Source organism: Nocardia sp. NPDC052316 (genome assembly GCF_044547795.1).
Taxonomy (GTDB): Bacteria; Actinomycetota; Actinomycetes; order Mycobacteriales; family Mycobacteriaceae; genus Nocardia.
The window spans coordinates 28,915-49,308 of the sequence record NZ_JBIUBB010000005.1 but is presented as its reverse complement, the minus strand read 5'-3'; the positions used below and the strand labels follow the sequence as shown (position 1 = coordinate 49,308).

General features: G+C 66.8%; 20 protein-coding genes and 1 tRNA gene. 9 read left to right on the top strand and 12 right to left on the bottom strand.

Going from position 1 to position 20,394, the window contains the following annotated elements; translation table 11 throughout:
- Position 1: 1 nt before the first annotated feature.
- From ACIHA7_RS23795 to ACIHA7_RS23775, 5 genes are all read right to left on the bottom strand, one after another.
- Positions 2-75 (bottom strand) — tRNA-Gly (locus ACIHA7_RS23795).
- Between the two features lie 88 nt (positions 76-163).
- Positions 164-790, bottom strand: coding sequence for a class I SAM-dependent methyltransferase (locus tag ACIHA7_RS23790; protein WP_397293831.1), 627 nt, complete (start codon positions 788-790; stop codon positions 164-166).
- 100 nt (positions 791-890) lie between these two features.
- On the bottom strand, positions 891-2,075 hold the full coding sequence (locus ACIHA7_RS23785) for a serine hydrolase domain-containing protein (RefSeq protein WP_397293175.1): 1,185 nt from the start codon (positions 2,073-2,075) through the stop codon (positions 891-893).
- A 65-nt stretch (positions 2,076-2,140) separates the two neighbouring features.
- Positions 2,141-3,055, bottom strand: coding sequence for a deoxyribonuclease IV (locus ACIHA7_RS23780; RefSeq protein WP_397293174.1), 915 nt, complete (start codon positions 3,053-3,055; stop codon positions 2,141-2,143).
- 98 nt (positions 3,056-3,153) lie between these two features.
- On the bottom strand, positions 3,154-3,855 hold the full coding sequence (locus tag ACIHA7_RS23775) for a phosphatase PAP2 family protein (RefSeq protein WP_397293173.1): 702 nt from the start codon (positions 3,853-3,855) through the stop codon (positions 3,154-3,156).
- A gap of 133 nt (positions 3,856-3,988) precedes the next feature.
- Between ACIHA7_RS23775 and dcd the strand changes: the two genes are divergently transcribed.
- A complete protein-coding gene (dcd, locus tag ACIHA7_RS23770; protein ID WP_397293172.1) occupies positions 3,989-4,594 on the top strand; it encodes a dCTP deaminase in 606 nt (201 codons plus the stop codon).
- 6 nt (positions 4,595-4,600) lie between these two features.
- Here the strand turns inward: dcd and ACIHA7_RS23765 are convergent, their stop codons facing one another.
- The 3 genes from ACIHA7_RS23765 to ACIHA7_RS23755 all read right to left on the bottom strand — a co-directional run bounded on the left by ACIHA7_RS23765 (position 4,601) and on the right by ACIHA7_RS23755 (position 6,488).
- On the bottom strand, positions 4,601-4,996 hold the full coding sequence (locus tag ACIHA7_RS23765; RefSeq protein ID WP_397293171.1) for a hypothetical protein: 396 nt from the start codon (positions 4,994-4,996) through the stop codon (positions 4,601-4,603).
- 73 nt (positions 4,997-5,069) lie between these two features.
- A complete protein-coding gene (locus ACIHA7_RS23760) occupies positions 5,070-5,885 on the bottom strand; it encodes a helix-turn-helix domain-containing protein (protein WP_397293170.1) in 816 nt (271 codons plus the stop codon).
- 153 nt (positions 5,886-6,038) lie between these two features.
- Positions 6,039-6,488 carry a hypothetical protein gene (locus ACIHA7_RS23755; RefSeq protein WP_135233894.1) on the bottom strand — a complete coding sequence of 150 codons (450 nt, stop codon included), beginning with the start codon at positions 6,486-6,488 and terminating at the stop codon, positions 6,039-6,041.
- A 231-nt stretch (positions 6,489-6,719) separates the two neighbouring features.
- Between ACIHA7_RS23755 and ACIHA7_RS23750 the strand changes: the two genes are divergently transcribed.
- From ACIHA7_RS23750 to ACIHA7_RS23740, 3 genes are all read left to right on the top strand, one after another.
- Positions 6,720-8,060 carry a helix-turn-helix domain-containing protein gene (locus ACIHA7_RS23750; RefSeq protein WP_397293169.1) on the top strand — a complete coding sequence of 447 codons (1,341 nt, stop codon included), beginning with the start codon at positions 6,720-6,722 and terminating at the stop codon, positions 8,058-8,060.
- 98 nt (positions 8,061-8,158) lie between these two features.
- Complete coding sequence (locus tag ACIHA7_RS23745) at positions 8,159-9,415, top strand: pyridoxal phosphate-dependent aminotransferase (protein WP_135233893.1); 1,257 nt, start codon at positions 8,159-8,161, stop codon at positions 9,413-9,415.
- Positions 9,416-9,852: 437 nt separating this feature from the next.
- A complete protein-coding gene (locus tag ACIHA7_RS23740) occupies positions 9,853-11,127 on the top strand; it encodes a YibE/F family protein (RefSeq protein ID WP_397293168.1) in 1,275 nt (424 codons plus the stop codon).
- Between the two features lie 244 nt (positions 11,128-11,371).
- Here ACIHA7_RS23740 and ACIHA7_RS23735 read toward each other — a convergent pair whose 3' ends face one another.
- Both ACIHA7_RS23735 and ACIHA7_RS23730 read right to left on the bottom strand, forming a co-directional pair.
- Positions 11,372-12,676, bottom strand: a complete 1,305-nt coding sequence (locus tag ACIHA7_RS23735) for an Hsp70 family protein (RefSeq protein WP_397293167.1) — start codon at positions 12,674-12,676, stop codon at positions 11,372-11,374.
- Positions 12,677-12,814: 138 nt separating this feature from the next.
- Positions 12,815-14,137: a UDP-glucose dehydrogenase family protein gene (locus ACIHA7_RS23730; RefSeq protein ID WP_397293166.1), complete on the bottom strand. Its 1,323-nt coding sequence runs from the start codon at positions 14,135-14,137 to the stop codon at positions 12,815-12,817.
- Between the two features lie 134 nt (positions 14,138-14,271).
- Between ACIHA7_RS23730 and ACIHA7_RS23725 the strand changes: the two genes are divergently transcribed.
- The 5 genes from ACIHA7_RS23725 to ACIHA7_RS23705 all read left to right on the top strand — a co-directional run bounded on the left by ACIHA7_RS23725 (position 14,272) and on the right by ACIHA7_RS23705 (position 18,303).
- Positions 14,272-14,808, top strand: a complete 537-nt coding sequence (locus tag ACIHA7_RS23725; RefSeq protein ID WP_397293165.1) for a YdcF family protein — start codon at positions 14,272-14,274, stop codon at positions 14,806-14,808.
- A gap of 226 nt (positions 14,809-15,034) precedes the next feature.
- A complete protein-coding gene (locus ACIHA7_RS23720) occupies positions 15,035-16,264 on the top strand; it encodes an acyl-CoA dehydrogenase family protein (RefSeq protein WP_397293164.1) in 1,230 nt (409 codons plus the stop codon).
- Entirely contained in the window at positions 16,264-17,412 is a 1,149-nt protein-coding gene (locus tag ACIHA7_RS23715; RefSeq protein ID WP_397293163.1) for an acyl-CoA dehydrogenase family protein, read from the top strand. The genes ACIHA7_RS23720 and ACIHA7_RS23715 overlap by 1 nt, the downstream gene beginning before the upstream one ends.
- A gap of 67 nt (positions 17,413-17,479) precedes the next feature.
- Positions 17,480-17,947 carry a hypothetical protein gene (locus ACIHA7_RS23710; protein WP_397293162.1) on the top strand — a complete coding sequence of 156 codons (468 nt, stop codon included), beginning with the start codon at positions 17,480-17,482 and terminating at the stop codon, positions 17,945-17,947.
- Entirely contained in the window at positions 17,944-18,303 is a 360-nt protein-coding gene (locus tag ACIHA7_RS23705) for a hypothetical protein (protein WP_397293160.1), read from the top strand. Before ACIHA7_RS23710 ends, ACIHA7_RS23705 begins: the two co-directional genes overlap by 4 nt.
- Before the next feature lie 111 nt (positions 18,304-18,414).
- Here ACIHA7_RS23705 and ACIHA7_RS23700 read toward each other — a convergent pair whose 3' ends face one another.
- Complete coding sequence (locus ACIHA7_RS23700) at positions 18,415-19,170, bottom strand: lytic polysaccharide monooxygenase (RefSeq protein WP_135233886.1); 756 nt, start codon at positions 19,168-19,170, stop codon at positions 18,415-18,417.
- Between the two features lie 256 nt (positions 19,171-19,426).
- A complete protein-coding gene (locus tag ACIHA7_RS23695) occupies positions 19,427-20,335 on the bottom strand; it encodes a glycosyltransferase (RefSeq protein ID WP_397293159.1) in 909 nt (302 codons plus the stop codon).
- Between the last annotated feature and the right edge of the window lie 59 nt (positions 20,336-20,394).

Sequence of the window (20,394 nt, the reverse complement as noted above, 5' to 3'; positions counted from 1 at the left end):
TTGGAGCCGATGACGGGAATCGAACCCGCGCTGTCTGCTTGGGAAGCAGAAGTTCTACCATTGAACTACATCGGCGAACCTTGGAAAGGTACTCCCGAGACTTTAGCAGAACCCTCCACAACCCGGGAAAAGTCCTGGCAGGAACCGCTGACCTGGGCCGATGCTACGGACTGGGTCGTTCGGCGACGTAGACGTGGAAGGCGCGGTCGGACTCGCCGACGCGCCGATGGTCACGCGTCGTGAAACCCGCTCCCTCGATGATCGCCTCCACCTCGGCTCGTGATCGCTTGATCAGGCCGTCCCGCCACGGCGTGCCTTCGATGTAGGACGAGTCGGCGGCACCGACGACCAGCCTGCCGCCGGGCCGCAGTACCCGGGCGACCTCGGCGAACGACTCCGCGAGTTCCTCGTCCTCGATGTAGTAGATGGTGTTGACGGTGACGACGCCATCGAAGGTGTCGTTCTCGACCGGCAGCTCACGCATTGGGGCCTCGATCAGACGGAGACGATCGTTCGTGAGGTAGTCCTCGAATCGCTTGTGCGCCTTGGCGATCATGGTGGGCGAGACGTCGATGCCGTAGACACGTCCGTGTGGTCCGACCTGATCGAGCAGGGCTTGCAGCCCGTATCCGCCGCCGAAACCGATATCGGCGACCTGCTCGCCGGGTCGGACCTCCAGTGCGGCGATCGAACCTGCCATAACCGCTTTGTTGAAAATGTTGAGCCCGTTGGTGATCAACCGTCCGAGCGGGCCCGAGGGGTGTCCGAGCTGGCGAGCGAAGGGGCCCATGAGCGGAAGCGAGAGACGCACGCTCGTCAGCATTCCATACGACACGACGGCGGCCAGCGCTCAGATGCTATGCGGGGCCGGATGTCTCAGCGTTGCCGCGTCAGGCAAGCGCCTCGTGCAGCGCCGCGATCCAGGGCAGCCAGCGGGGGTCGGGTCCGGCGACGTCGTCCCAGATCATGTGGGTGCAGGTGTAGGCGAGGGCGATGCCGGATTCGGGGTGGGCGAAGGCGATTCGGCCGCCGGTGCCGTTGTGGCCGAAGGAGCCGGGGCCGAGCATGGCGTGGGCGGGGCCGGGGATTTCATAGCCGTTGGCGAAGCGGTGGGTTACCGGCAGGACATCCAAGGGCGCCGGACCACGCAGGCCGTCGGTTTGCGGTTGCCGTGCTCGATCGACGGTCGCGGAGCTCAGCAGGCGGACACCATCGATCTCGCCGATGGTCGCCGCGTACATCCGCGCCAGCGAGCGGGCGTTGCCGATCGCGTTGCCCGCGGGTACCTCGGCCGCGTGCCCCGCGCGGGTGTTGAGCAGCGCGACGCCGTCCTCCCTGGTCGCGACGGCGGCGAGGAGTGTGCGGATCAAGCGCGCGTCGACGTCGATCCCCATCCCACGCAGAACCGCGGCGACCTGCGCGGCGTTCGGCTGTTCCTTGCGGGCGAACTGGGGAACGACCCGGTGCTCCTCGCTTTCGGGCAGCCCGATCCACAGGCTCAATCCGAGCGGTTCGGCGATCTCCGCGGCGAGAAAGTCGCCGACGCTCTTGCCGGTGACCCGCCGTACCAGCTCACCGGCCAGGTATCCCCAGGTGATGGAGTGGTAGTAGAACGCGGTTCCGGGCTGCCAGAGCGGGGTCATGGCGGCCAAGGCCGAGGTGCACAGCGACCAGTCGGTCAACTCCTGGGCACCGATGCCGGACTCCGGTTCGAACCCGGCCAGGCCCGCGCGGTGCGCCAGCAGTTCGGCGACGGTGATGTCTGTCTTCCCGCCGACGGCGAACTCCGGCCAGTACTCGCCGACGGGTGCTGACAAGTCGAGCTGTCCCCGTTCGACGAGCATGTGCACACAGGTTGCGGTCACCCCCTTCGACACCGACATGAGCACCGACAGCGAATCCGCGTCCCACCTCATACCGGAGATCGGGTCCTGCCCGGCCCAGAGATCGATGACAACGCGGCCGTTCCGATAGACGCAGAGCTGTGCCGCACCCTCGTCCTGGGACTGTGCGTGCGCGAACGCGTCGCGAACCGCCTCGAATCCGCGCTCGACCGATCCGTCCACCAGCACCACGACGCCTCCTCGACCCGCTCCGGCGGGGGCACGGCACAACGCGAAACCCCCTCGCCGCCAAGACCTTATTCGACCGGCCGGGGCCGTGCACCCGGCGGCGCGGGTCGGACGCTCGGCGAACTGTCGTCGAGGATGGGCGAATCAGCTTGCCGCACTTCGTCTCGTAGCCGCTTCAGCAGCGCTATGTCGGCGCCGGTGGTCGCGGTCTCGACCAGGATGGGGACGTCATGGAGTTGGGGGATGGTGAACAGCGCGCGAAAGGTGTCTTCGCCGAGGGTGCCTTTGCCGAGGGTTTCGTGGCGGTCGCGGTGTGAACCTGCCGGGTCGCGACTGTCGTTGGCGTGGATCAGGTCCAGTCGGTGCGGGCCGATCGCGTCCGTCAGCTTCGTGACTACGGCCTGCAAAGCGGTGGTGATGTCTTCGCCTGCCGCGTGCAGGTGACAGGTGTCGATGCACAGGCCGATCCGCTCGTCGTCGAGGGCGGCGAAGTACTCGACTGTGCTGTCGACGGTCGAGGCCAGCGCCGCGCCGCCGCCGCAGGTGGGTTCGATGAGTAGTCGCACGCCGGGTGGTGCGGCGTCGAGCAGCGGGGCGAAGAGTTCAGGCAGGCGACCCAGTGCGTGCGCGCGCAGTTCCTGGCGCACCGACGAGCCCGCGTGCACGATGACCGCCGCCGCCCCGACCAGGCCGGCGCGCCGCATGATGGTGGTCAGCGCCTGCGCGGAGTTCGCCAGCACGGCCGGGTCCGGCGAGCCGAAATTCAGCAGATACGGCGCGTGCACGAACACCGGCATGCCGGAGTCCGCGCAGGCGGCGCGGAACGCCGCCGCGTCGTGCGGGTCGCCGGCCGGCTGCCGCCAGCCCCTCGGGTTGCCCGCGAAGAACTGGATCGCCTCGGCGCCGATCTCCCGCGCCTCGCGCAGCCCTTTCTTGACCAGCCCACCGCCCACGAGGACATGCGCACCAATGGGTGAAGCCACGCCCTCGATCAACTCCCTCCGCTGTCGGCGCTACGCGGACCACGATAGCCAGCGCTCCCATCGCCGTGCCCGACCACTGGGCTCGCATCGATAGCCGGTCAGCCGGTGCGGCTTTCGGAGAGTGGCCGTACGGCCGCAACGTTCTGACGCCGTTCGAGCTGCCGATAACCGGCGAAGCAGACGGTGACCAGCAGCGCACCGAGCACCCAGCCGCCGAGCACGTCGGTCGGCCAGTGCACGCCGAGATAGATGCGGGAAAGTCCTACTGCCGCAATGAAGACTACGGCGGCGACACCGGCGACCCAGCGCATCGCGGGCCGGCGTACCTGCGGGATCAGCAGGACCGCGAGGACCCCGATGACAGCCATCGATCCGAGACTGTGACCGGAGGGATAGGCCAGGTTCGTCTTGACGATGACGTGGTTGACCGTGGGCGGGCGTTCCCGGCCGATGAGGTGTTTACCGCCGTCGACCAGCGCCCATGAGCCGAGACCGGTGCCGATCACCAGTGCGACCTCCCGCCACTGGCCGCGCCGGGCGTAGATGATGACGGCGAGCACCACCAGGATGGTCATCGCGACGGTGCCGCCGAGATAGCTGACGGTGATCGCGATCGGTGTGAGTGTGCCGTTGCGGTGGGCGACGGCCCAGTCCGAGATCGGCGAGTCGATCGCGGTGAGCCCGTTTTTCGCGAGGACATTGCTGGTCAGTCCGACGGCGAAAACGGCGAGAACCGCGGCGAGCACGGTGAGCGTCGGGACCATGTTCCAGCTCCGGCCCGGTGTGGAATTCGTGGTCACCCCTCCACGATCTCATCTCGAAGCTGTGGATCGGCTGAGGAACCGGGATCGACGGCGCGGTCGGCACCGACTGGCACCGCACTGCCACTGTGCGCCTGAAGAGCGCGGATCAGCAGGCGCTACGCTGCTCGGCGTGCTGCTTTCCGATCGCGACATCCGTGCGGAGATCGCCGCTGGGCGTCTCGGCGTCGAGCCGCTCCTGGCGAGCCTGATCCAGCCGTCGAGTATCGACGTGCGGTTGGACGGCATGTTCCGGGTGTTCGACAACTCCCGCTACACCCACATCGACCCCGCGCAACGCCAGGACGAGCTGACCAGCCTGGTCGAGCCCGCCCCCGGTGAGCCGTTCGTGCTGCACCCCGGCGAGTTCGTGCTTGGCTCCACGCTCGAGGTGTGCACGCTGCCGGACGATCTGGCGGGCAGGCTCGAGGGCAAGTCGAGTCTGGGCAGGCTCGGTCTGCTGACCCATTCGACCGCGGGTTTCATCGATCCCGGTTTCAGCGGCCACATCACCCTCGAACTCTCGAACGTGGCGAACCTGCCGATCACGCTGTGGCCCGGCATGAAGATCGGCCAGCTGTGCCTGCTCAGGCTGACCAGTCCGGCCGAACATCCTTACGGCAGCGCCACCGCGGGCTCGAAGTATCAGGGCCAGCGCGGTCCGACACCGTCGAAGTCCTACTTGAACTTCCCGCTGCCCGCCGCCGTGGTGGACGCCGCCGAATCGCGACCGAGCTAGACCCACTCAGTCGGTCACTTCCGCGACCGGCTGCGGCACCGCACGGTTCCGACGAAAATACCGTCGCGTCGAACCGGGCACCCACAGCAGCGTGAGCACCACCACCGACAGCGCCCACCCGCCGATCAACGCCAGGTGCGCGCCGGTACTGGGAAACATCACCCACACCACGAACCGCCCGAGGAACTGGCCGCCGAGCAGCACCGTGATGGTGATCCGCGCCCAGTTCTTGCCGCGCAGAATCGGCACAAGCAAGGCGGCGTAGAGCGGTCCGTGGGTGAGATGGAAAACGGTGCCGACGTTCCAGCTGAACGGCGAGAACAGTAGGACGAGTACATGGTTGATCGCGTGGATGCCGATGCCGAAGACGGCTATCCGCACGGTGATCGGTGAAGCTGACATCGCTGCTTGCCCTTCACGGTCGAGTCCCGTGCACGCTATGTCGCGCCGACCGCCGCGGTATTGGACGAATGGGTCACGCCGACCCGAGCAGGCGGCCCGGCGGTGCCCCGGCGAAGCGCTGGAAATCCCGGATCAGATGCGATTGGTCGTAGTAGCCGAAATCGCTCGCGAGCACGCTCATATCGCGCGCCGGTTCGTTCGTCAGCGCGGTGAGCGCGGCCGAGAAGCGCAGCAGCGAACCGTAGTCCTTCGGTGGCAGCCCGACCTGCTCGGCGAACCGGCGTCGGAAATGCCGTGCGCTCCAGCCGCTTTCGGTGACCAGGTCGGCTACCGGCAGCCTGCCCGCGGAACTCCGCAATTGCCGGACCGCATGGGTGACCGCCCGATCCGCCCTGTCGTCGGCTTCGCGCGACCGCGCGCGGAAATAGTCGGCGACCAACGCGAATCGATCCGGCCACGCGGCTGTCTCGGCAAGTCGCTCGGCCAGGTGCCGCACCGACCGCCCCTGCAACTCGGCGAGTTCGACCGCGCCATTACGTAACTCGTCCATCGGTACGCCGAGTAACCGGTGCGCCGTCAGCGGATCGAGTTGCACCTGCACGCTGCGCATCCGTCCGGCATGCCCGGCCGTTCCCGCCCGGTCGTGCAGGCCGATGACCAGTGCGGTCGGGTCGAGGTCGCGCCCCTCGAAGGTCCCCTCCAGCGCGAACACGATCTTCACCGTGCCGCCGGGGATCTTTCTGCGCCGCACCGGGTTCGGTTCCAGCACGTCGAAGCCGAAGCAGCGGATGACATCCAGGCCGACGAAGGCCGCGGCCGACGCGGGAACGATCTGGTGCGACCGCACCTGATACGTCCCGCGCAGGTCGCTCAGCCGATCACCACCCATCCCTCAACACTAAAGCGACTTCCTCGCCATGGCTCGCTTCAGCGCAGGGATGCGGTGGCACCGGCCCGAGTCCGCCCCGTCGACTGCCGAGAAAGGGGCGGATTCGGTCCGGTAAAGCGCCGGGCGGCAACGGGAACCGATCGCGGCGCGTGATCAGTCCCCGCCGCCCGCCCCCACCGCCAGCGCCGTCGTGATGATGACGGATAGCGGTGGCAGCGTGTCGCCGCGCCTCGGCGGGGATACCCAGAAGCACCCTTCCCGGGTCCACCGTCCGAGGCCGGTCGGCAACATCACGGCGCTGCCGATGGCGGGAATGCCGATGTCGAGGCGGTTGAGCACCTCTAACACCTGCGTTCCCGGCCGGCTGTCCGGTTCGGCCAGAAAGCTCCACCGGATCTGCCTGGCCAGCATGGGCCCCCTGGCCCCTTGCTGATCCAGTGCGGCCCGTACCTTTTCGGCACGGGCGGTAGGCAAGTGGACAACGCAAACGCGGCCGGTGATCGGCAGCATGACGAAGCCGCCACGCTCGGTCACCGGTAGCCCGAACTCGTGCCGATAGAACGCAACCCAATCGTCAACAGTCCTGAGTTTCTCCACATTCACGGCGAACTCCTTGCCTCCCTGCTCAAGGGTCCCGGTCGCGCCCCGGTTTCGGTATTGCCCGCACGCCCGCCTTCTGCTGCCTTTCCGCTGCCTCTGATACCAGCTCTGTTTCGTATGTAGCCGTGCTCACAAACCCCTCGTACCCTGGGAAAGAGTTCTTTCGGAAGGGATGACATCGTGGTCCGGCAATGGTCAGGTAAAGAGGCCCGTGCCCTTCGCGATGCCAAGCGCATGAGCATCAGGCAGTTCGCGGCACACCTCGGGGTGCACGAACGCCTGGTGTCGAAGTGGGAGGCCGGCGGCGTCCGCGTCCATCCACGTCCGATCAATCAAGCCGCTCTCGATACCTCCCTGGCCAGGTCGGACGACGTTGTGCGGGCACGGTTTGCGGCCATGATCGATCCATCGATGGCCGACCGCCCGACCCCGCCTGGAATCGATGCGTCCGCCGATACCTCGGCGCGCGTCCACTATTCGAGCGACGCGGAACTTTTGGCTCTCATAGACGCCGGTGCGATGAGAGGTGATGCGTTAGCAGCGATTTCGGAGAGGGATCTGATCATGGCGGCTGCCCATGAGGCCAGCGAGCACGCTGGCCACGCGGAGAGCACAAACTTGGGCGTTACCACCTTGGAGCAACTCGATGCCGACGTGACGCGCATCGCGAACGACTATGTGCACGTGCCCCCGGTGCCGATGATGGTCGAGATGCTCCGGGTCCGGCGGCGGGTGTACCGGCTGCTGGAGGGGCATCAACGGCCCGTCGACACCAGCCATCTGTACATGCTGGCGGGCACCCTGTCCGGGTTGCTCGCCAACGCCAGCACCGATCTCGGCTACTACGACTCGGCGGGCGAACAGATCAGAGCGGCCTGGGCCTACTCCGAACTGTGTGGCCACAACGGGTTGCGGGCCTGGACCCGCGGCATGCACGCGCTGATCGAGTACTGGTCGGAGCGGCCGCGCCGGGGCGTGCTGCTGGCGCAGAGCGGGCAGGAGTTCGCGGAGTCGGCGACGGCGAAGGTGCGCCTGCTCAATATCGAGGCCAGAATCTGGTCTCGGCTCGGCAGTCCCGCGGAGGCGGACCGCTGCATCCGCGCCGCCGACGATGCCCGCGAGGTGTCCGAAACCGACACCCTGCACGACGAGGTGGGTGGGGTGTTCGGCTTCAACGACGCCAAGGCGCAGTACTACGCGGGTGCCACCTACATCCATCTCGGGGAGGCCGAGCTCGCCTTGGCCGCCACCCAGCGGGCGATCGAGCTGTACGCGAGCGGGCCGTCGGAGCAACGGTCCTACGGTGCCGAATCGCTGGCCCGGGTCGACTGTGCCGCGGCGCATCTGATCAACGGCAGCCTCGACGGCGCCACCGAGGCACTGCGGCCGGTGCTCGGTCTGGCCGAGGACAAGCGCCTCGCGCAGTTGGAGGAGCGGCTGACCGGGGTACGCAGGCGGATCGCCGGCCCGGATTTCCGGGATGCGGTCGAGGCGCGGTTCCTGGACGAGCGGATCGAGGAATTCTGCGGCACGACGGCCGCGAAGGGGATACCTCCTGGCAACTCCCCTTCCTGAGGTACTGATCACATCGCCGCGCGCCGCTCATCGCTACCCAGTGAAATACGGGCAATTGACGGCGAGCGGCGGTTTATCCATTTGCCGCGGATGGCACCATGGGACGGGTGAGCCCAAGTCATCTACCGCATCGCCCGCCGCGCGTGCTGGAGCAGTCCACGAAGCTACAGAACGTCGTCTACGAGATTCGTGGACCGGTACATGCGCAGGCAGCACGGCTGGAGGCCGAGGGTCATCGCATCCTCAAGCTCAATATCGGCAACCCCGCGCCGTTCGGCTTCGAAGCCCCCGATGTGATCATGCGCGACATCATCGCTGCGCTGCCGTATGCCCAGGGCTACTCCGAATCCAAGGGCATCCTGTCGGCCAGGCGCGCCATCGTCACCCGGTACGAGCTGGTGCCCGGTTTCCCTGAGCTGGACGTGGACAGCGTCTACCTCGGCAACGGTGTCTCCGAGCTGATCACCATCACCATGCAGGCGCTGCTGGACAACGGTGACGAGGTACTGATTCCGGCGCCGGACTATCCGCTGTGGACCGCGATGACCAGCCTGGCCGGTGGCACGCCGGTGCATTACCTGTGCGACGAGTCCAGCGGCTGGCAGCCCGACATCGCCGATATCGAATCGAAGATCACCGACAAGACCAAGGCTTTGCTGGTGATCAATCCGAATAATCCGACCGGCGCCGTATATTCTGCGGAAATTCTTCAGCAACTCGTCGATATTGCGCGTAAGCATCAGTTGCTGCTGCTCGCCGACGAGATCTACGACAAGATCCTCTACGACGACGCCAAGCACATTTCGTTGGCCTCGGTGGCGCCCGATCTGCTGTGCCTGACCTTCAACGGCCTGTCCAAGGCGTACCGGGTGGCGGGCTACCGCGCCGGGTGGTTGGCCATCACCGGTCCGAAGGATCACGCGTCGGGTCTGCTGGAGGGCATCGACCTGCTCGCCTCGTCCAGACTGTGCCCGAATGTGCCTGCGCAGCATGCGATTCAGGTCGCGCTTGGCGGGCATCAGAGCATCGAGGACCTGATCCTGCCCGGCGGGCGACTGCTGGAGCAGCGCGACGTCGCCTGGGAGCGGCTGAACATGATTCCCGGTGTGTCGTGCGTGAAGCCGAAGGGCGCGCTGTACGCGTTCCCCCGGCTGGATCCGAATGTGCATGAGATCCATGACGATTCGAAGCTGATCCTGGATCTGCTGCTGCAGGAGAAGATCCTGATGGTGCAGGGGACCGGCTTCAACTGGCCCAACCACGATCACCTGCGGATCGTGACGCTGCCGTGGGCCAGGGATCTCGCGGTAGCTATCGAGCGCTTCGGCAACTTCTTGTCGAGCTATCGCCAATAGAGTTGCGACCGGCGCGGGCCGCCGCGCCGCCCCGCTTCTAGCGCATAAACCGACCGAATGTATGGATATATGCGAAGTTTGGAGACTAGCTAGCGCATTAGAAGTACTTTTGTGTACAGTAGGACTTGGCACTTTCGAGTGCCCGACCGGGTTGCCTACCCCCCTGGGTTAACCCGGTCTCGGGTTCGGCCGCCTACCCCCCTGGGCCGCCGGCCTGTGGGCGGCGGAGACATCCCCCTGCTCTCCGCCGCCCCCTCCGAACCCGCTCCCGGCTACCTCGCCGACTCCCGCCGCCCTTTCCGTTCGCCGCGGCGCTTTTGAAAATGAAATCCTTTAAGCTCGGCTGCGGGCAGCCGACTCGGGGCGCAACAGCCGTTCCTGCCCGCTGGGGAACGACCCCAGTGCAACGACGGACAGGGTAGGAGCCCCGCGCGGTCATGAGCGACCATCATCATCACCACGACCACTCCGGTCCGATCGCGATCGGTGACACCGCCGCACGCGTCGTCGTCGGCCTGCTCACCGTCATCGGTGCGATCGTGCTGCTCGGCACCGTCATGCTGTGGCCGGACAAACAGCACATCGACATCCCGCTGCCCATGCAGAACGCGGGCGGCGGTGCGGTGCAGACCGAGGCGGGCACGGTGGTCATGCAGGACGTCGGTCCGTGCGGCAGCACCTCCATCGGCAAGGTGTTCGTGGACAAGCCCGAGCCGCCGCGCACCAACGCCTACACCTGCCAGCGCAGCCTGATCACCATCGAGTCCGGGCCGCACCAGGGCAACAAGACGCTGTTCGAAATCCCGCCAGGCCCAGGACAACCCGATCTGCGCGCCGGCGACGAGATCAGGCTGGTACGGCAGACCGATCCCAGCGGCACCCCGATGTATTCGTTCGAGGATTACGCGCGCGGCCTGCCGTTGACGCTGATCTTCGTGGTCTTCGTCGTGGTGATCGTGGTGGTGGCGCGCTGGCGCGGCCTGCGCGCGCTGCTCGGGCTGGTGTTCGCCTTCGCCGTGCTGGTGATGTTCATGTTGCCCGCGCTGCTGGACGGCAAGCCCGCGATTCCGGTCGCGTTGGTGGCGGGCTCCCTGATCCTCTATGCCGTGCTGTATCTCGCGCACGGAGTGAATCTGCGCACCAGTTCGGCGCTGCTCGGCACGTTGACCTCGATGGTCGTCGCGGCGGTGCTGTCCTGGGTCGCCATCAAGATCACGCATCTGACGGGGCTTTCCGAGGAGCAGAACACCAACGTCGCCACCTACCTGGAGCACGTGAGCATCACCGGGCTGCTGCTGGCCGGGTTCATCATCGGCTCGCTCGGCGTGCTCAACGACGTGACCATCACGCAGGCCTCGGCCGCGTTCGAGCTGGCCGCGATCGACGAGTCCGCCAGCAGGCGAGAGGTTTTCACGGCCGCCATGCGAGTCGGGCGTGACCACATCGCCAGTACCGTGTACACCCTGGTGCTCGCCTACGCCGGTGGCGCGCTGCCGCTGTTGCTGCTGTTCAGCGTCGCCGGCCGCTCCATTCGTGATGTGCTGACCGGTGACGCGGTCGCCATCGAGATCGCCCGCTCGTCCGTCGGCGGCATCGCGCTGGCCCTGTCCGTCCCGCTGACCACGGGCATCGCTGTCATGCTCGCCCGCCCGTTCGGTACGCGGGGGAAGCCAGCCGCGCCGCCGCGTCGAGCTCGGCACGCGCGCAACTGATTCCACGCGTTGACCCCTGGCGCACGTGCTGCACGCCCACTGCGGTGCCGCACGCCCACTGCGGTGCCGCATGCACGTGGGGTGCCGCATGCACGTGGGGTGCCGCATGCACGTGGGGTGCCGCACGCACGTGGGGTGCCGCATGCACGCGGGGAGTCGTGCGCGTCGATGCTGCCGCACAGTGTTCGGTGCCGGCGGGCGGTCGTCGGACTGTCCTGGTCCGTATAGCGCGGGGGTGATCCGACTAGCGCGGGGGCGGTGGCGGGAAGGGGAAGACCTCGGGTGGGATCGTGGGGACCACGATCGGCGGAAGTCCGGGCACCACAATGGTGTTCGGGCCTGGCGCGGGCGGCGGCGGAGCCTCCGTGGTCGGGCGGCGCGGCGGTGGCGCGGCGATCGACTCCGCAGCGGTCTCCGTCGGCGTGGCGGGGGCGACCGCGATCTGCGGGTCGTGCGTGGTGGTGCGCGGCGCGCTGGTCGTCGGCGTCGACGGCGAGCCCTCGCTGTGGGAATCGCGTTGCAGCACTTGGGGACCGTAGCCGAGGCCGAGCCCGATGGCGGCGACCACCGCGAGCGCGCTGACGGTGAGCACGGCGCCGCTGATCTCGCGCTTGCGGCGTGCGGGCGGGGCCGATAACCAGGCGGGGGACAGCTCGGCATCCAGCGCCGCGGCACTGACCACGGGCTCGGGCACCACCGGCCTGGCCAGCAGCGCCGCGCCGCGGGCGATCACCGTCTCCGGGCTCTCCGGCACGATCACCGGAACACCCATCCACCGTTCGAGCACCCTGGCTACCAGGGGAATCCGCGCGCAGCCGCCGATCGCGAGCACGCCGTGTACCGGCCGATCGGAGCGGGTGATCACGTCGCGGGCCATCCGCGCCGAGGACTCGATCGCCAGCATGATCAGCGATTCGAAGTTCTCCTGCGCCAGCAGCACCAGGCCCTGTTCGCTGGGCAGCGCGACGGCCGTGTTGGAGGACAGTTGTTCCTTGGCTTCGCGGCACAGCCCGTCCAGGACGGCCAGGCCAGCCGCGTCCGGCGGGTGCGCGATGCGGCCGGAGGCGATCTGCTGTTCGCGGATCAGCGAGTCGAGGTAGTCGCCGCTGATATCGCTGGTGCGTTCGCTGTAGCGGACCTCACGCGACTGGGTGTCGACCACGCTCACGGTGAGCCCTGAGCTGCCGAGGTCGTAGACGACCAGGGAGGAGATACCGCGAATGTCGCCGGTGGACTGCGCGAATTCGAGCGCGGCGACGACCTCGGGGACGAGTTCGTAGTTGGTCAGCTGCTGGCGTGCCATAGCCGCGCGGAGCGCGCGGGCGTGCTGCTCGCTGCGGTAGGCGATGGCGGTCGCGATGATGTCCGGGGTGGTCTCCAGCGTGACGCCGACGGCCTCGGCGGCCAGCTCCTCCACGGTCTGCCCGGCCACCGGAACGGTCTGCAGATCGAACGAGTGCGCCTCGACGTGGCCGTGGGGATTCCCGGTGTGTGGCCGCGCCATACGGACAGCGCCGGCCCCCACCGAAACTCCCAGTACCGAACTCATCAGCTGCCCATCTCGTTCACACTTCACGACATGCGAGCCCGCGCGAAGGCCCGCTCCCCGGACCATACCGTCGAAGAGCGACCGTGCATACGGCAGGACTAATCGTCCGGCAGTAGTCCCCGCCTTCGCGACGCAACTCTACGGCGTACCGAGTCCCGCGTACACCCATCCGGCCGACCGCCAGTTGGCACGATTGAGACAATTCCGCCCGTCGATGATGGATTTTGTCCGAACTACCCTATTCAAATCCTCCGGGCGCAGCGACGTGAACTCGTCCCATTCGGTGAGCACCAACACAACGTCGGCTCGCTCACAGGCCTCCGCCACCGAGGTCGCGTAGTTCAGGGTCGGGAACACCCGGCGTGAATTCTCCAGCGCCTTAGGGTCATACACCGTCACCACCGCGCCGTGCAGCTGGATCATGCCCGCCACATTCAGCGCGGGCGAATCGCGAACATCGTCGGATTCCGGTTTGAACGCCGCGCCGAGCACCGCGACATTCGCGCCGAGCAGCGAGCCGCCGCAGGCGCGCGCCGCCATGTCCACCACCTTGGTGCGGCGGCGCATGTTGATGTTGTCCACCTCGCGCAGGAATGCCACCGCGTGGTCGGCGCCGAGTTCACCGGAGCGGGCCATGAAAGCCCGAATATCCTTGGGTAGGCAACCGCCGCCGAAACCCAGTCCGGCATTGAGGAATCGGCGTCCGATACGGGCGTCGTAACCGAGCGCGTCGGCCAGCATCGTCACGTCGGCGCCGGTCGCCTCGCACACTTCCGATACCGCGTTGATGAACGAAATCTTTGTTGCCAGAAAGGCATTCGCCGAAACTTTCACCAATTCGGCGGTGGCCAAATCGGTCAGCAGAAACGGCACCTCGGCGGCGATCAGCTCCGCGTAGATCTCGCGCACCATGTCCTCGACCCAGCCGGCGCCCGCCCGCTCCCGATCCACCCCGAGCACCAGGCGATCCGGGCGCAGCGTGTCCTTCACCGCGAAGCCCTCGCGCAGGAACTCCGGGTTCCAGGCCACCTCGACGTCGGTCGAGGTCAGCTGGCGCGCCCTGGTGCCGAGCGCGGCGGCCGTGCCGACCGGAACGGTCGACTTGCCGATGATCACCGACGGACGTTCCAGCAGTGGCGCGAGGGTATCGACCACCGCGTGCACGTACTTCAAGTCGGCGGCGTACTCGCCCTTCTTCTGCGGCGTCCCCACCCCAAGGAAATGCACGTCGGCGTGCGCCGCCGCCTCGGCGTAGGAGGTGGTGAAGCGCAGCCTGCCGGTGTCGAGGTTGCGCCGCAGCACGTCCTCGAGACCGGGTTCGTAGAACGGCACCACGCCATCGGACAGCTTCGCGACCTTGCCAGGATCGACATCCACCCCGATGACGTCATGCCCGAGCTCGGCCATGCACGCTGCGTGCGTGGCCCCGAGGTACCCGGTTCCGAAGACTGTGCATCGCATGATCGATTGATAAGCCCCGCCGGTGGCCGCACCACGTCACCGAGGCAAGGGTCACGGCAACGGTAGGTGTACATGTGGCGACAGATCCCATGCTGGCGGCCCTGACCTGCGTATATATGGCTAGCATTGATCGGATGCGACGTCGCCGATGGGTCAGGGCCTGCCTGGTCCTCGTCGTCGTGCTCGCCGTGGCCGGGGTTGCCCTCTGGCCCGTGTACGTCCGTCCCCGCACCGATCCTCCGACCCCGGCCGACGCCGTTCTCGTCCTCGGTGGCGCGCACGACGGGCGTGAACAGCTGGGCCTTCGACTGGCCGCCGAGGGGTTCGCCCCGCGAGTGCTGATCTCCGACCCGTACGAGAACAGCGTCATGATCAATCGAATCTGCCGCGGTAGTTACGGCTTCGAGGTGATCTGTTTCGATCCCTCGCCGAGGACCACCCGGGGCGAGGGGCGCGAACTCGCCCGCCTGGCGCGGGCGGGCGGTTGGCGGCGCGTCATCGTGGTCACCTTCACCCCGCACATTTCCCGCGCCCGATACATCCTCGGAAAGTGCTGGGCCGGTGAGCTTCTCTTCGTCGACCCCGCACCCCGGCTGTCGGTGCTGCGCTGGGCATACGACTACCTCTATCAGTCCGTCGGCTACGTCAAGGCCGCAGTCGAGGATTGCTAGCACCCGCTCGGTGCCGTGCTGCCCCGGTTCGACTGCTTCGGCGCAGGCGTGATTCGGCACTTGCCGAGCAGTCGGCGGTGCGAGCGACTCCTTGCCGTCAATACCGCTCGGCAAGTGCTGGCACCCGACATCAGTTTTGCTACAGTGCGGGAGACACGACTTCGCTCGGTCTCGCTTCGGCCGCCTGCCGGACGCGACGCACTGCGCACACCCTCCGGGAGGGCAGATGGATTACGACTGGTCAGCGGCGGATTTGGCATTTCGGGACGAGGTGCGCGAGTTTCTGGCGGCGAAGCTGACGCCGCAACTGCGCCGGGCGGGGCGGCTGGCGACCAGCGTGTACCCGGACCACGAGGCGAGCATGGAGTGGCAGCGGATTCTGCACGAGCGGGGCTGGGCGGCGCCCGCGTGGCCGGTGCAGTACGGCGGCTGCGATTGGAGTTTGACGCAGCACTACATCTTCACGCGGGAGTCGACGCTGGCGGGGGCGCCCGCGCTGTCGCCGATGGGGATCAAGATGGTGGCGCACGCGATCATCGCGTACGGGACGCCCGAACAGAAGGCGTTCTATCTGCCGCGGATCCTGACCGGCGAAGTCTTTTTCTGCCAGGGGTATTCGGAGCCGGAGGCCGGGTCCGATCTGGCGTCGCTGACGATGGCGGCCGTCGAGGACGGCGACGATCTCGTGTGCACGGGTAGCAAAATTTGGACTACCCATGCGACCGAGGCGAATTGGATCTTCTGCCTGGTGCGTACCTCGCGTACCGGCAAGAAGCAGCAGGGCATCACCTTCCTGCTGATCGATATGCGCACACCGGGCATCGAGATCAGGCCGCTGGTGATGACCTCCGGCGAGCAGGTGCAGAACCAGGTCTTCTTCGACAACGTCCGGGTGCCGAAGAGCAACGTGCTCGGCAAGATCGACGAGGGGTGGACGGTCGCGAAATACCTGCTCGTGCACGAGCGCGGTGGGGCGATGGCGCCGTACCTGCAGGCGATGGCGCAGGAGATCGCCGTCGCGGCGGCGGAGCAACCCGGCCCGGACGGTGCTTCGCTGATCGATGATCCGGCGTTCGCGGCGCGGCTCGCCGAGGCGCGTATTCGTACCGAGGTGCTCGAAATCCTGGAGTACCGCACGATTTCGGCGATGTCGCGCGGGGAGAATCCGGGGCCGGCCTCCTCGATGCTGAAGATCCTGGCCACCGAGCTGAGCCAGAAACTGACCGAGCTGGCCTTGACGGCCGCCGGCCCGCGCGGCCGGGTGTACCAGCCGCACGCCACCGCGCCCGGCGGGCCGATCGCGGAGTTCACCCCGCCCGCCGACGATTACCGCAGTGGCGCGGACTGGCAGGCCGTCGCGCCGCTGCGCTACTTCAACGACCGGGCAGGCTCGATCTACGCGGGCAGCAACGAAATTCAGCGAAACATCCTCGCCAAAGCAGCATTGGGGCTCTGATGGACTTCACCCTTACCCACGAGCAGGAACTGCTCCGCACCGCGATCGCCGGCTTCCTCGGCGCCCGATACGACCTGGCGAAGAGCCGTCATGCGGCCAAGGTGGGCGCGGGCTGGCAGCCCGCCGTGTGGCGCGGATTCGCCGACGAGCTCGGCATTCTGGGCGCGACCCTGCCCGAGCGGGTCGACGGAATGGGCGGCGGCCCGGTCGAATTGATGGTGATCGCCGAGGAACTCGGCCGGGCACTGGTCGTCGAGCCGTTCGTGGACACGGTCGTGATCGGGGCCGGGCTGTTGAACCGGTCCGGCGGTGAGCAGGCCGACGCACTGTTGCGGCAGATCGTGTCCGGCGATGTGCGCACCGCTTTCGCTGCCCTGGAACCGACTTCGGGGCACACCTTGCACGACGTGTCGACTACCGCACGGCGCGACGGTGATTCGTGGGTGCTCGACGGCACCAAGACCGTGGTGACCAGCGCGCCGCTGGCGACCCACCTGCTGATCACCGCGCGCACCGCGGGCAATCGCCGCGACCAGCACGGTATCTCGTTGTTCCACACCGCATTCGATGCGGACAACCCACCGGCCGGCCTCGAGGTGCACTCGTACCGCACCATCGACGACCGCGTCGCAGCCGACCTGATCTGCACCGGCCTCCGCCTGCCCGCCGACGCATTGCTCGGCGTCGAGGGCACCGCCTGGGTCGCCATCGAACCGACCGTGGACGAGGCCATCGCCGCCACCGCCGCCGAGGCCGTCGGCTGCCTGCGCACAGTGCTCGCCGACACCCTCGAATACGTCAAGCAGCGCAAGCAATTCGGCCAGCCCATCGGCGCCTTCCAGGTGCTGCAACACCGCATGGTCGACATGTACATGGAACTCGAACAAGCAATCGCCGCCGTCTACCTGGCGATCTACTCCCTGGACGCCGACACCCCCACCCGCGCCCGCGCCATCGCCGCCGCCAAGGTCACCATCGCCCGCGCCGCCCGCTTCATCGGCCAGAACGCCGTCCAACTACACGGCGCCATGGGCATGACCGAAGAACTCGCCATCGGCCACTACTTCAAACGCCTCACCGCCATCGAACACGAATTCGGCCCCACCGACCACCACCTGGCCCGCTACGCAGCCCTGACCCGACCGTAGTTCGATGTGCTGACCTGCGATAAGGAGTTTATTTCGACTTCAGAACTAGTTCTGACATAATGGGTAGATGAGTGCGACAGCTACCTGGTCGGAGTTCCTTCGCGACCCGAACCGGGTCATCGAGACGATGGAAGAGAACGGGGATGTGATCCTCGTTCGTCGCTCCGCGCCGCCGGTTCGACTGTCCGATGCGGCGGAGTCGGCGGCGACGGAGGAGACACTCGGTGCCCTGACCCAGTTGCTGGCGATCGCACTCGATGACGAAATCCTCGAACGGTTGGTCGGACGGTTGACGATCACCTTCCCCTGGATCGAGCTACTGCCCGAGTCGGAACGCCCCGAGTTCGTAGCCGACTTCCTCAACCATGCGCGGGGTGGGCTCGCTGTCGGGCAGCTCGCCGGGCTGACCGCCACCTTGGCGGCGTGGCGGGATACCGCTGCGGCACACGCCGACCCGAGGGTCCGGGTGGACGGCACGGACCTCACCTATCTCGATACACCGGTGGTGGTGCGTAACCCAAGGGGTGGTGAATGAGCAAGCGGCACGATGTGCCGCGACCGCTCAAACGAACCGAATATCAGATCGCCTTCATCACCAGCGAGGCCCAGAAGGGCTGGATCGACTGTCTCGCTGTGGCGCGAAACGCGATGGTCGACGCCTGGGACACGCTCACGCGTGCTCCAGACGTGCAGTCACCGAGGCTCTACCCGCTCAAGGGGCAATTGCGTTATGGCAGTTACCAAGGGCAGGCCTACGAGCGGTACCAGTACAAAATCACCGACGGCGGTCGGTTGTGGTACTTCATCGAACATGCGCCGAAGGGCAGCAAATATGCCGGCCGGGTACTACTGGAGCGATGCTTGGCCGGGCATCCGAAGGAAACCGAGTAGCCGCCGAAGCATGACCACCTCGCGTTCTGTGTGTGGCGCCGGGTAGGTCAACGGCAAGGGCAGGCGGTTGTCCCGGGCCTCGGCGTCGAGGTCCGGGACAGCTGCGTCAGGTCAGAGCTTTTGCCATAGGGCGGGGGTGTTCGGGGGTTCCCAGCCGGGGCTCGCGGTGTGTGCTTGGCGGCACAGGTAGCGGGCACCGTCGTAGGCGACTTCGTTGCCTGCTGCGTAGCTGGTGCCTACCGCCCACTGTCGGCCGGTGGGCGGGGTGGTGGTCGGCGGCACCGTGGTGGTCGGCGGTGTCGTCGTGGTGGTGGTCGGCGGCACCGTCGTGGTGGTCGGGTTCGAACCGCCGCCGATGTTCAGATCCACGCAGGCGTAGAAGGCGTTGGCGGTGTCGGCGATGTTCCAGATGGCCAGCATTTTCTGGCGTCCGGAGATGCCGCCGAAATTCACGTTGTGCGTGACGGTTTGACCCGGCTGCTGGTTGTTGCCGGGGAAGACACCCACCCGGGTGCCGCCGATGTAGTACTCCCAATTGGACGTGCTGTGCCGCGCGGTGTTCGTCCAGGTGAACGACGCCGACGAGCCGACGGAATGCACCTTCCACGGCTTGCTGTCGTCGTTGAGTTCGGCGAATTGGGCATTGTTTCCGTGACAGTTGCGCAAGCCTTTCGGCCCTTCGACGCTCTGCGGCTCGTACTTGATCGGACCGCAGGACACGCTGCCCGCCGCGCACTGCGCCTGCCTGCTGGCCGGCGACGAGATGTAGCCGTGCGCGCTGGCTGTTCCGGCCGGAAACAGAACCGCCAGCAGGGGTGCGATTGCTACCGCGGCCCCGAACATGGTGAGTCTTCTTTGATTCTTCATGGCGCTCCTCATAGCCTGAGCAGTAGGGGCCGGCGTACTGATCAGTGATCAAATGTGACGTAAATGGGGACATTTCGAGCTCTAATGTGCAAGAAACGATAAGTCGCCCATAGTCACGGAGCAAGGAATCAGGCGCGCTGTAGCAGCGAAGATGTTGACGTATCGTGGGCCGCAGCGCCGGGATCGATAGCGCCATAAGGGAACTGGTGAACCTGCACAATTCGGCGAGGTTGTCCCCAGTGCTTCCCCAGTCGCGCTACACGTAGAAAGTGCGATGCCGCACGCTGGCGCCGATCCGCCCCACCAGCACACCGGCGTGCAATACCCACAGCCCGGTGGGGATCCGCGTGCGCGTGAACGGAATCAGCGGATTGTGCCGCAGCACGATCAGCAGCGCCAACCAGGTCATCGAGAGTGGCAGTCGCCGGCAGCCGAGCGGGCGATGTTTGACGTAGACCTCGGTCGAGGTGCGCCCATAGCCGACCGCCTGGCGCCAGGTGGCGCGCAACGTCGTGCGCAGCCGGTAGGCGACCATCGCCTCGGGCACGTGTCCGAGGGTGAGTCCGGCCTGCTGGATGCGCCAGGAGATGTCGACGTCGTCGCCACCGCCGAGCATGGTCTCGTCGTAGCCGCCGAGTTTGTCGAAAGTACTGCGCCACATGCCGATGTTGTTGCCGTGGGCGAACGGCAGGTACTGCGTGGTGAACCGCTGCTCGGGTGCGGGGGTGGGTCGCCAGGCCGCCACCTTTGGACTGTTGAGCGTCTCGGTCTCGATCGGACCGCCGACGGCGTCGTACTCCGCTGCCGCGCCGACCAGTGCGCTCAACCACCCGGCGTGCACACGATCGTCTTGATCGGTGTAGGCGATGAAATCACCTGCCGCCGCGGCGGTCCCCGCGTTGCGGGCGTACGGACCGCCCGGACGCGCGGAACTGTCGATGTGGCGCAACCGAAGCCGGTTGGTCAGTGGATGCCCGTCGAGGTATGCGCGCAGGCCGTCGGTCGAGCCGTTGTCACTGATGATCACCTCGAACGGGCCCGAATAATCTTGCTGGGCAAGCCCTTCGAGCTGCTCGCCGAGATCGGGTAGCCCGTTGAACACCGGGATCACCACCGACACCAGCATCGGTCTGTCGGCTTCGGCGCCGTTCTCAGACGTCGACACACGCCCCCCTTATTCATCAGTCCATGGGAGAACTCCCGATCCCCCAAGATCACCCTTCG